General features: G+C 67.6%; 7 protein-coding genes. 5 read left to right on the top strand and 2 right to left on the bottom strand.

Annotated features, from left to right (window positions below):
- Nucleotides 1–233: 233 nt before the first annotated feature.
- Nucleotides 234–1,655 carry a sodium:proton antiporter NhaD gene (gene nhaD / locus ML01_RS09895; protein WP_058555234.1) on the top strand — a complete coding sequence of 474 codons (1,422 nt, stop codon included), beginning with the start codon at nt 234–236 and terminating at the stop codon, nt 1,653–1,655.
- 15 nt (nt 1,656–1,670) lie between these two features.
- Here the strand turns inward: nhaD and dnaQ are convergent, their stop codons facing one another.
- Nucleotides 1,671–2,420 carry a DNA polymerase III subunit epsilon gene (gene dnaQ / locus ML01_RS09890; RefSeq protein WP_058555233.1) on the bottom strand — a complete coding sequence of 250 codons (750 nt, stop codon included), beginning with the start codon at nt 2,418–2,420 and terminating at the stop codon, nt 1,671–1,673.
- Between the two features lie 366 nt (nt 2,421–2,786).
- On the opposite strand from dnaQ, the gene ML01_RS09885 reads away from it, so the two are divergent.
- Both ML01_RS09885 and ML01_RS09880 read left to right on the top strand, forming a co-directional pair.
- Nucleotides 2,787–4,361, top strand: coding sequence for a cobyric acid synthase (locus ML01_RS09885; protein WP_058555232.1), 1,575 nt, complete (start codon nt 2,787–2,789; stop codon nt 4,359–4,361).
- Between the two features lie 698 nt (nt 4,362–5,059).
- Nucleotides 5,060–7,534 carry a helix-turn-helix domain-containing protein gene (locus ML01_RS09880; protein WP_058555231.1) on the top strand — a complete coding sequence of 825 codons (2,475 nt, stop codon included), beginning with the start codon at nt 5,060–5,062 and terminating at the stop codon, nt 7,532–7,534.
- Nucleotides 7,535–7,727: 193 nt separating this feature from the next.
- On the opposite strand, the gene ML01_RS09875 is transcribed toward ML01_RS09880, so the two are convergent.
- Nucleotides 7,728–8,600: an arsenite methyltransferase gene (locus ML01_RS09875; protein WP_082674128.1), complete on the bottom strand. Its 873-nt coding sequence runs from the start codon at nt 8,598–8,600 to the stop codon at nt 7,728–7,730.
- A 723-nt stretch (nt 8,601–9,323) separates the two neighbouring features.
- Between ML01_RS09875 and ML01_RS09870 the strand changes: the two genes are divergently transcribed.
- Nucleotides 9,324–10,181, top strand: coding sequence for a metallophosphoesterase (locus tag ML01_RS09870; RefSeq protein WP_058555230.1), 858 nt, complete (start codon nt 9,324–9,326; stop codon nt 10,179–10,181).
- 500 nt (nt 10,182–10,681) lie between these two features.
- Complete coding sequence (locus ML01_RS09865; RefSeq protein WP_058555229.1) at nt 10,682–12,142, top strand: alpha/beta hydrolase; 1,461 nt, start codon at nt 10,682–10,684, stop codon at nt 12,140–12,142.
- The last annotated feature ends 4 nt before the right edge of the window (nt 12,143–12,146 follow it).

Genomic DNA, 12,146 nt, shown 5'->3' with positions numbered 1-12,146 from the left:
AGCACAACTCCGGGACGGGTATGCAACGCCCGCCTCCGCTCAGCAACACAGGGGGCTGTCTCGGGGCTCGCCCCGGCCGGCACACCGGCGCTTCCCCAAGCCCCGCTCGGCTAAGCGAGCGAAAGCCACTAGAATGGCGCCCTTTGCGATTGCGCCGCGCCCCGGCCGACACCGGTCCAGCGGCGTCATGAGCCAACCCCCGGGGTGGAACTGATCCCCTCCAAGGAGCTTGCATGCATCACTCGGCGGTCAAAGCGGTACTGGCCGTGCTGCTGTTGTTGGTCCCCGCGCTGGCGCTCGCCAGCGACGGCGGCAATCGTCTCGACCTGACCACCGAATGGGTCGGTTACTCGGCACTCCTGATCTTCGTCATCGCCTACGCGCTGGTGATGGCGGAGGAGTTCACGCACCTGCGCAAATCCAAGCCGGTGGTGCTCGCGGCGGGCGTCATCTGGCTCCTGATCGCGTACTACTACACGAGCCACCACGGCGACCCCCACGCCGCCGAAGAGGCGGTGCGGCACAACATCATGGAGTTCGCCGAGCTGTTCCTGTTCCTGCTCGCGGCCATGACCTACATCAACGCGATGGAGGAGCGCCTGGTCTTCGAGCGGCTGCGGGCCTGGCTCGTGGCCAGCGGCTGGAGCTATCGCACGCTGTTCTGGATGACGGGCTTCATCGCCTTCTTCATCTCGCCGGTGGCGGACAACCTCACCACGGCGCTCTTGATGTGTGCGGTGGTGATGGCCGTGGGTGCGGACAGCCCCCGGTTCGTCGCGCTCGGCTGCATCAACATCGTCGTCGCGGCCAACGCCGGCGGCGCCTTCAGCCCCTTCGGCGACATCACCACGCTGATGGTGTGGCAAAAGGGCATCCTGGAGTTCCAGGCCTTCTTCCTGCTCTTCATCCCGGCGCTGGTGAACTATCTCGTCCCCGCCTACTTCATGCACAAGGCAGTCCCGGACGGCACACCGCCGCCGAGCGACGATGTGGTGAAGATGAAGCGCGGCGCCCGGCGCATCGTGCTGCTGTTCCTGTTGACGATCACCACCGCCGTCAGCGCCCACAGCTTCTTCCACCTGCCGCCCGTGCTGGGCATGATGACCGGGCTCGCGTATCTGAAGTTCTTCGCCTACTACCTATTCAAGACCCACGAGGAGCAGACGGTCAAGGTCGGCACGCTGGAGGACAGCATGCCCTTCGACATCTTCAATAAGGTGGCGCGGGCGGAGTGGGACACCCTGCTCTTCTTCTACGGCGTCATCCTGTGCGTCGGCGGCCTGGGCTTCATCGGCTACCTGGAGCTGGTGTCGCAGTTCGCGTACGGGGACGTGGGACCGACCTTCGCCAACACGCTGGTGGGGCTGCTGTCGGCGGTCATCGACAACATTCCGGTGATGTTCGCGGTGCTGACGATGAACCCGGACATGTCCCAGGGCCAGTGGCTGCTCGTCACACTGACGGCCGGTGTTGGTGGCAGCTTGCTGTCCATCGGCTCGGCGGCCGGTGTGGCGCTGATGGGCCAAGCGAAGGGGATCTACACCTTCTTCGAGCACATGAAGTGGTCCAAGTACATCGCGCTCGGCTACATCGCGAGCGTCCTCACCCACTTCATCGTGAACTTCTGGACCTTCTCGAAGCCGGTTGCGGGCTGATCCTTGGGAGCGGCGTCAGGCGACCCCGGCTGCCGGGGCTGTGCCGTCTGCGCCGGCCTCCTCCGCGAGCCAAACACAGCCGCCGCTGGCCTTGTGGATGGCCGCAAGCCGGGCTTCATGGGCGGCGACCTCGGCCGCACTCGCCCGCACGACGCGCAGCGCGCCGCGCGCGATGTTGAGCGGACGCACCGCCTCGCGCGTGAGCCCGGTCTCGACCTGCTCCTCGCCGGCGAGGTGCAGGCTGACCTGCCCGCCGGTCATGGCGAGATACACCTCGGCGAGAATCTGGGCGTCCAGCAACGCGCCGTGCAGCTCGCGCTGAGTGTTGTCGATGCCGTAGCGCTTGCACAACGCATCCAGGCTGTTGCGCTGCCCCGGGTGCATGCGCCGGGCGAGCACAAGGCTGTCCGCCACGGTGCAGATGTGCTCGATGGCGGGCGCGTCATCGCGCCAGCCTTTGAGCTCGTGGTTCAGAAAGCCGACATCGAAGGGGGCGTTGTGGATCACCAGCTCCGCGCCGCGGCAGTAGTCCAGGAGCTCGTCCGCGATGTCCGCAAAGCGCGGCTTGTCCGCGAGAAAAGCGTTGGTGATGCCGTGCACGGCCTCGGCGCCGGCGTCGATCGCACGGTCCGGTTGGATGTAGCGGTGGAAGTCGTTGCCGGTGAGCCCCCGCTCCACCACCTCCACACAGCCGATTTCGATAATGCGATGGCCCTCGGACGGCTCCAGGCCCGTGGTCTCGGTGTCCAGCACGATTTGACGCATGACGGTTCTTGTTCCCCTGCGACCCCAATGTCTAGCCCTGTCGTCGGCGTGGGCCTAGCCGCCGACGAAACGATTTGCTGCGCAAACTGCGTACTTCGCACTTCGCACTTCGCACTCCGCACTCCGCACTCCGCACTCCGCACTTCGCACTCCGCACTTCGTACTTCGCACTCCGCACTCCGCACTTCGCACTCCGCACTCCGCACTTCGCACTCCGCACTTCGTACTTCGCACTCCGCACTCCGCACTTCGCACTCCGCACTTCGCACTTCGCACTTCGCACTTCGCACTTCGCACTTCGCACTTCGCACTTCGCCCCGCAGCTTACCCAACCCACTCCCCCAACGAACAGCCCGGCCCCGCAAAATGACCGCAACCGCCCCCAGCATCGACCTCGTGCTGCCGCCCCTGGCAGACCACGGCCCGCGCCGCGCACGCACGCTGATGATCCAGGGCACGGCCTCCGACGTCGGCAAGAGCCTGCTCGTCGCCGGGCTCTGCCGCGCCTACGCCCGCCGCGGGCTCGTCGTGCGGCCATTCAAGGCGCAGAACATGAGCAACAACGCCGCCGTCACCGCGGACAGCGACGCCCCGCCCGGCGCCGACGGCGAGCAGCCGCGCGGCGAGATCGGCCGCGCGCAGGCCCTGCAGGCCAAGGCCTGCGGCGTGCCGCCGTCCATCCACATGAACCCCGTGCTGCTCAAGCCCCAGACCAACGTGGGCTCCCAGGTGGTGCTGCGCGGGCGCGCGCTCGGCAACTGCCCAGCGCGGGTTTACCACGAGATGCGCCAGGGCATGATGCCGGCCATCCTCGACAGCTTCGAGCGCCTGTGTGCCGAGGCCGACCTGGTGCTGGTGGAGGGCGCCGGCAGCGGCGCCGAGATCTATCTGCGCGCGAGCGACATCACCAACATGTTCTTCGCCGAGCGCGCGGGCGTGCCGGTGGTCATCGTCGGCGACCTCGACAAGGGCGGCACCATGTCACATCTGGTCGGCACCTGGCTGCTGCTGGACCCGGCGGATCGGGAGCGCGTCGTCGGCTACATGGTGAACAAGTTCCGCGGCGACTTCTCGCTGTTCGAGCCCGCCTGCGAGACCATCACCGCCCACACCGGCTGGCCCTTCCTCGGCGTCGTGCGCTGGTTCGAGGGGGCGTCGCGGCTGCCGGCGGAGGACTCGCTAGCGCTGGAGCGCCCGGCCGAGCAGAGCTGGGGCGGCGGCACGCTCAACGTCGCCGTGCCCCGGCTGTCGCGGGTCGCGAACTTCGACGACATGGACCCGCTCGCCGCCGAACCCGCGGTGAATCTCCGCTGGCTCATGCCGGGCCAAGCGCTGCCGGCGGACACCGATGTCGTGATCCTGCCCGGCTCCAAGGCCACGCGGGCGGATCTAGATGTCCTGCGCAAAGAGGGCTGGGACATCGACATCCTCGCCCACGTGCGCCGCGGTGGGCGCGTGGTCGGGCTCTGCGCCGGCTTTCAGATGCTCGGGCGCGTGGTGCGCGATCCCCAAGGCATCGAGGGCGCGCCCGGCGACACGCACGGGCTCGGGCTGCTCGACATCGAGACCGAGATCGGCGGCGACAAACGCCTCGTCGATCTGGCCGCCACCGATGGCCTGAGCGGCTGCCCGGTCACGGGCTACGAGATGCATATGGGCCGCACCACCGGGCTCGGCCTGGCGCAGCCCTGGCTCTTGCTCCAGGGCGCCGACGGCAGCGCGCGCCCGGAAGGCGCCGTCAGCCACCACGGCCGCGTCATGGGCGGCTACCTGCACGGCATCTTCTCAGGCGACGCCTTCCGCGCGCATTGGCTGGAGGAGATGGGCGCCAAGGCCGCCCGGCTCGACTTCGACGCCCGCATCGAGCAGGCGCTCGACGATCTGGCCGACCACATCGAGGCGAATCTGGACCTGGATGCGCTGCTGGCGCTGGCGCGTTGATGGGGGTTGGGGGACGAGGGCGGAGGGCTGAGGAAGGCTCCCGTGGCTCCTGCTGAAAGTTCAGAAATAACCGGTACACTCGTCGCAGCGGAACCAACGCCGGCTATCGCGAGACACCGCTTGAGCCGAATGCGGTTAGGGGCTGAGGTGTCCCCACAAATCGGCCTGGACAGCGAGCCGTCACGCACTGGGATCGCCGGCTTTCAGCCGGCTTCCCGCGCCGGGGGCTCGATGCCCCCGGCGCGCGATCGACTGCGCTGGAGCAGGGCTACTGCCCATGCCGCGCCGCCGGGCGGGCGACTGCGCTTGTGCCCTTGTGCCAGTCCGGGCGACGCCGACGCGGCATCGAGCCGCGACGGCGCCGAGCCGGCTGGAAAGCCGGCGCTCCCAGTCAGCCGCGCGTCGGCGAGACGGCTGGGATTCCGGTCCCGATTGCAGGTCGGAAGGATGCACTAAGCCGCTGCTTTTTGGTTCTAGAATCGGGGGATAGCCCAGGGTTAGGGGTAGAATTTCGATGTCGATTTCGATTTCGATGCCGATTCCGACGAACGGCGGGCGGAACATAGGTGTCGGAGATGAGGGTATATCCGTTGTTTTTGACCGGTTCGTCGGAGCCTGGCCCTTGGACCTCGGCCCTTCCCCCTAGCATCATCCCCGGCAGCGCATGCAGCATCATGGAGGCTGACCCAGCAACCGACATGGCCACGCACAATCCGCAGTTGGAGCTGGCGCACGAGTTCGTCCGCGCCACCGGCCACAGCATCTTCCTCACCGGCAAGGCCGGCACCGGCAAGACCACGTTTCTGCACGCGCTGAAGGCGGACAGCCCCAAGCGCATGATAGTCACCGCGCCCACCGGCGTGGCGGCGATCAACGCCGGCGGCGTCACGCTGCACTCGTTCTTTCAGCTCCCGTTCGGCCCCTTCGTGCCCGGCGGCGACTCGGAGCACCAGGCTGCGGCGCACCGGCTGAACCGGCAGAAGCGCGACATCATCCGGAGCCTCGATCTGCTCGTCATCGACGAGATCAGCATGGTCCGCGCCGATCTGCTCGACGCCGTGGACTTCGTGCTGCGCCGAGAGCGGCGCACGACCCTCCCCTTCGGCGGCGTGCAGCTCCTGATGATCGGCGATCTGCACCAGCTCCCGCCGGTGGTGCGCGACGACGACTGGGCCATCTTGCGGGACTTCTACGACTCCGGCTACTTCTTCAGCAGCCGCGCCTTACAGGCGATGGAGTTGGTGCAGATCGCGCTCGAGCACATCTACCGCCAGTCCGACGCGGACTTCATCGAGCTGCTGAACCGCGTGCGCGACAACCGGCTGGACGAGGCCGCGCTCACGGAGCTCAACTCCCGCCACCTACCCGGCTTCCGGCCGGATGATGCAGACGGCTGGATCACGCTGACCACGCACAACCGCAGCGCCGATCGGATCAACGACGCCCGCCTGCGCGCGCTCGGCACCAAGCCGCAGCAGTTCACGGCGCGCATTGAGCGCGACTACCCCGCGCACAGCTATCCCACCGCCGAGACGCTGACCCTCAAGCAGGGCGCGCAGGTCATGTTCGTGCGCAACGACGGCTCCGCCGACAAGCGCTGGTTCAACGGCAAGATCGGCACCGTCACGGCGCTCGCGCGCGATCGCATCGTGGTGCGTTGCCCGGGCGACGACGCCGACATCGAGGTCGAGCCCGCCACCTGGGAGAACATCCAGTACAGCATCAATAAAGACACCAAGGCGATCAGCGAGGAGGTCATCGGCAGCTTCACCCAGTATCCGCTGCGCCTCGCCTGGGCCATCACCATCCACAAGAGCCAGGGGCTGACCTTCGAGCGCGCCATCATCGATGCCGGCGCGGCCTTCTCCCACGGGCAGGTCTATGTCGCCTTGAGCCGCTGCAAGACCTTCGAGGGCATGGTGCTCTCGAGCCCGATCCCGCGCCGCGCGGTGATGACCGACCAGGTCGTCACGCACTACGTCGGCGAGGCCGCCCGCCACCCGCCCGGTCGCGAGCAGCTCGACCACGCCCGCATCGCCTACCAGCAGCGGCTGCTGCAGGAATGCTGGGACTTCGACGGCCTCGGTGCCCGGCTACGGCGGCTGTTCGGGCTGCTGCGCGAGAACGAGCGGGTCATCGACGCCCGCGGCCTGGACGCCATGGACGCGCTCAGCCGACAGGTCATGGACGAGATCGTGAAGGTCAGCGACAGCTTCCGCCGCCAGCTCCGCACGCTGTACCGCGCAGACGGGGTGCCGGAAGAGGATGCCGCGGTGCAGGAGCGCGTGCAGAAGGCCTCCGCCTACTTTGCCGACAAGCTCACGGCGGGGCTGATGCCGTGGCTCGGCGCCTTCAGCGTAGACGCCGACAACAAGGCGCTGGCCAAGTTACTGCGCCAGGCCGAGGACGATCTGCGCAAGCTGCTCGCCGTCAAGCGCGCCGCCGTCGAGAGCTGCCGGGACGGCTTCTCGTGCAGCGCGTACCTTGGCGCCGTCGCCAAGGCCCAGCTCGACGCCGAACGCCCGCCCCCCGCTCTGCCCGGCGTCGGCAGTGCCGCCAAGCAGGCCGGCGGCGACAGCGCGCATCCGGAGCTGCTTGCGGCGCTGCGGCGCTGGCGCGCCGAGAAAGCAGATGCAGAGGAGCGCAACGGCGAGACCCGCTACCGCATCCTGACCAGAGCCGTGCTGCGCCAGATCGCGGACCTGCTGCCGGACAGCCCGGAGGCGCTGCTCGGCGTCGGGCGCATCGGCAAGCAGACCGTCACGCGCTATGGGGAGGAGATCCTCGCGCTGGTAGCCGAGCACTGCCGGAGCCACGGCATCGACCCGGCCTCGATCCCGCGCCCGGCAAACCCGCCCAAGGCAGCCGGCGACGACATCGACACCAAGCTCGCCAGCTATCGACTGCACCAGCAGGGACTGCGCATTCAGGACATCGCCGAGCGCCGCGGGCTCAAGCCCAGCACCATCGAGGGCCACCTTGCCCACTACATCGGCACCGGCGAGCTCGCCATCGCGGCGCTCATCGACGACGACAAGCGCGCCCGCATCGAGGCCGTGCTCGCCGAGACCGGCACCGAACAGCTCGGCGCTGCCAAGCAGGCCCTAGGCGACGACTGCTCCTACGGCGAGCTCAAGATGGTGCTGGCGCATCTGGGGCGGAATCGGCGATGACGCCGGGATCGAGTCAACGCAGCGAAACTATCGAAATCGCGCCTGGAATCGACGCGACATGACTGGGCAGGTGAACCGAGGGCCAAGGGCCAAGGGCCGAGGAGGGCTCCCTCGGCCCTCGGCCCTCGGCCCGCGGCCCTCGGACTGCACCACTGGTTTTCGAAGCCTGCCTTAGGCCCCGGGTACGCCGACTTCAGTCGGCCGCATCCGACCCGGGCTTGCGCCCCGCAATTGTCGCCGACACCACGTAGTCCTCGACGCCTCGCCCAGGTGCCCAGTCGCGGATGAACGCCCGCGACTCGTCCTTCGGCGCGATGACCACGTCCACAAAGCCCGCCGCGACCAGCATCCGCTCCAGCTCATCCACCAACGACGCCCCGGCGACACAGGCCGAATGCAGGTACGGATCATCGCGGATCTCCGCCGGCAGCTCCGCGCTCGCCACGACATCCGACATCGCGAGCCGCCCGCCCGGCCGCAGCACGCGAAAGGCCTCGCGGAACACCTGCGGCTTGTCCGGGGACAGATTCACCACGCAGTTGGACAGGATCACGTCCACGCTCGCATCCGCCACCGGCAGGTGCTCGATCTCGCCGAGCCGGAATTCCACATTGCCGAAGCCGCCGCGCACCGCGTTCGCCCGCGCCTTGCTCAGCATGTCCGGTGTCATATCGACACCGATGACGCGCCCCGCCGGCCCCACCTCCGCCGCGGCCAGAAAGCAATCGAAGCCGCCGCCGGCGCCCAGGTCCAGCACCACCTCGCCCGGCTTAAGCGACGCAATCGCCCGCGGATTGCCGCAGCCGAGCCCCATGTCCGCGCCCTCCGGCACCGCCAGCAGATCCGCCGCCGTGTAGCCGAGCCGCAGCGAGATCAGCCGGTTGATCTCTTGCTCCTCCGACACGCCGCAGCAGCTCGCCGCCTCGCCGCAGCAATCGCCGCCGTCGCTCGCCTGCGCGACGCGGGCATAGTCGCTGCGCACGCGGCTGCGGGTGGCATCGGCGGATGACGCCGCCGCCGGGCTCGTCGTCCCGGTCGTGACGTGCAGTTCAGGGAAGTCGGTCATGCTCCGGTGCCTATGCAGATGATGTTTGCTGTCAGATGCTATCGTCGCGACGGCTGCCGCGCCAACCGGCGCGGCGCGCCGAGACCGCTGGGTCACACGGCAAGGGACTCGATCAATCGGTCGAAGGTCTGCACTTGGACCCGTTGCACCTGGGCCATAGAGCGGTCCCAGTCCCAGGCGCCAGGCTATATAAAGTCATGGCTGAGCACTGGGCGGCGCGATCCGCCGCCCGCCCGCGGCATAGCAGCCGCCATCTGCTCAAAGCACCCGACCTGTTGCTGTTGGACGCCCATTGCGGGCTGATAGTGGACCATCGCTGCCACGGTGTTCGCGCCAATCGGCTCGCAGCCATGTCCCGTCTGCCGAGCATTGTGGCTGGCACCTGAGTTGCTTACAGCGGTGCAGCAGCCGTTCTGAACCTTCTGTCGGACAGCTATCGGCGATGCTGTGCTCGCTGTCCGCGGCCTTCGTTCTCACACTCGGGCTCGCCCGCCCCACCGAGCCGGACCAGCGAGTCCAGGCCGACTCAGGAGACACCGATTGATTGTGCATCCTGCCCAACAATCGGACGGAGCCGGAAGACGCGGTCTCCCCGCTCCTCCATTTTCAGGGCCTTAACGGCACTGAGAATGGCCGGGCATCCTGCCCGGCGGGAAACGCCGAATACTTCGGCGTTTCCCTTAGCCTTTGATCGAGCGAGCCCTAACCCAGCGAGCGTTACCGATGAGTCATCCCTACCTGCTGTTCCACCTCAGCGACATCCATTTCGGGCTTGAGGACAATCACGCGCTTGATTGGGTGAAGCAGGAAATCGCCGACAAGCGCCCCGATGCCGTGGCCATCACGGGCGATCTGACCATGCGCGCAAGGCAGCACGAATTCGACGCTGCATGCGCCTGGATCCGCTCGCTGGATGCCCCGATCACGGTCGAGGTGGGCAATCACGACTTGCCCTATTTCAATCCGATCGAGCGCATCTTCGATCCTTACAAGCGGATGCGGGCCATCGCCGACAAGGTGGAGGTGGACATCGATCTGCCCGGGCTTGCGATCGTGCCGCTCAAGACCGCGGCCCGCTGGCAGCCGCGCCTGAACTGGTCAAAGGGGTGGGTCACCGATGCGGCGCTTGCGCGATGCCTCCACGGGCTCGACGCGCTGCCCGCGGGCACGCGCGCACTGGTGGCGGCCCACCATCCCCTGCGCGAAGCGGGCACGCGGGGCACAGCGCTGACCAGAAACGGACAGAAGGCGATGATGGAATTGGCCAAGCGGAACGTGCTCGCCGTGCTCTCGGGCCATGTCCACGACGCCTTCGACCTCACGCACGAAACGGTGCATGGATCCGTCCGCATGATCGGCGCCGGAACCCTATCGAAGCGCGTACGCTCAACGCCGCCGAGTTTCAACGAGCTGCGCTGGGACGGCGAGCATCTCGCATTGCGTGTGCGCAACCTCGATGGTTACGCCACGCAGGACATGCTGATCGACGACATTCCCGAGGACGCGACACCCCCGCGCAAGCCTGGCGAGCCAGTCGCTCCAGCCGATCAGGTCCCCCGCACCGATCCGCCCGTGCACTGATCCTTCATCGCCTACCGGGGCCAAGGGGCGCCGTCTCTGCAGGCCGGGGCTGGACATCTCTAGCGAGACAGAGCCTCAGACCGGCCACGGCGCCGAGCGCTTTCTTGCGCAATCCGGTCGTCACCGCAGATGAACCGGGCCGAGGGCCGAGGAGGGCTCCCTTGGCCCTCGGCCCTTTTGCCTGCAAGCGCCGTGTCGTCGTCAACTTGACTCATTTGCAATCCTTCGGCGCCGTCAAGCAATCTAGGCCGGCGTACGCACGATCGTCAGACGCTGGTCCATACTGCTGTTGACACTGTTACCCCGGCGCGGTTGCGGATGGCGCCCCGGCCTTGATCGATCTCCCGACCAACGCCGAGGGTTTCCTGCGCAGTCAGGGCTTCCAGCCCTGCCGGGGTCAGGACGGCATGGCCTGACTACGCGGTCGACAACCGCACTGGTCGCAGTGATGATCAAGTGCCTCAACCCAGGACATCCCCCAACGCGCTTGGAGAACGGTGATGAACGAGTCGCAGCCGAGCCTCAATCCGCTCAACTACGTGAATGTCGGCCCCCATGGAAGCTTCGGCAGCAGCGGAGCCCTCGGCACAACCCCGGACGACATTCGCATACTCTTCAGCCACCTGCGCACTGCGGACGCGGACCGCATGATCGTCCACTTCCACGGCGGGCTCGTCCCCGAAGAGCGCGGCGCCGACAGCGCAGAACGCATCCTGCACGACTATTACGGCACCACGAACGCTCACCCGGTCTTTTTCATCTGGGAGACGGGCGCCCTCGAAACTCTGTGGCGCAATCTGGCGGACATTCACGGCACGAAGCTGTTCCAGCAGATCCTCAGGTTGTTGGTGAAGAAGCTCGCCAAGTACGCGGGCGTCCGCGTCGGCGCCCGCGGCGCGGGCCTGGAGCCCGCCGACGCCGACATCGAGGCCGAGCTGCATAAGAAGCGCCCGTTCGAAGACATGGATGCGACGCCCGCGCAGGGGGCCAAGGGCGGGGCGCTGCCGCCGCAGCGGCAGCTCGAGCAGCAACTGGAGGCCGAGATGGAGGAGGCGCTGAGCGCCGAGCCGGAGCTGCGCGACATGCTCCAGCGTCGCGACCGGGGTGCCGAGCGCTTGCCCGAGGATCTCGCGGAGCGGCCCGTGCCGGGTGCTAAAGGCCCCATCAGCACGCTGACGCTCGCCGCCGCCTTGGCGCGCATCGTCGTCCGCTGCCTGAAGCGCCGTCATCTGGGGCGGGATCACGGCTTCTATCCGACCCTGATAGAAGAAGCCGTGCGCGAGCTCTACCTCGACGATTTCGGCGTCTGGATGTGGGGCAACATGAAGGACGTCGCCCGGCAGATGTGGCTGCCGAACGGCCCGGACCTCGACCCCGACAGTCATCCGGGCCGTCTGTTTTTGGAAGAGCTCGCCGCTTTGCAGCGGGAGCGACCCGGCTTTACGGTGGATCTGGTCGGCCATAGCGCCGGCTCCATCGCGATCTGCCACCTGCTGGAGGCCAATGCCGCGGACGCCATCGGCGTTGCGATTCGCAACCTGATCTTCCTGGCCCCCGCCGTGCGCAGCGATCTCTTCCACGAGACCCTGCTGGCGGCACCCGACCGCTGCGAGCGCCTGCGCGTGCTGACGATGGACGATTCGCACGAGTGCCGGGACACCCTGGTCGATTACGTCTACACCCGCTCGCTCCTGTACCTGATCTCCGGCGTGCTGGAAGCAAACGAGCCGGACTGCCCGATCCTCGGCATGGAACGCTTCCTGACGGCCGCGGCCCCGTTCGACGACGCTCGCCTGGTCGCCATCGCCCAGTGGCTCAAGGCGCCGGGCGCGGACCGGCTGGTGTTGTCGGTGACCAAGCCCGAGGCGGCCCCCGGCATGCGCTCCGAGGCCGTCGAGCATGGCGGCTTCACCGAAGACGACGAGACGATGCGCAGCGTCTGTCGGCTCATCACGGCGTAAAGCG

It is taken from the genome of Thiohalocapsa sp. ML1 (assembly GCF_001469165.1).
Taxonomy (GTDB): Bacteria; Pseudomonadota; Gammaproteobacteria; order Chromatiales; family Chromatiaceae; genus Thiohalocapsa.
This window is presented reverse-complemented; position numbering and strand designations above follow the sequence as displayed.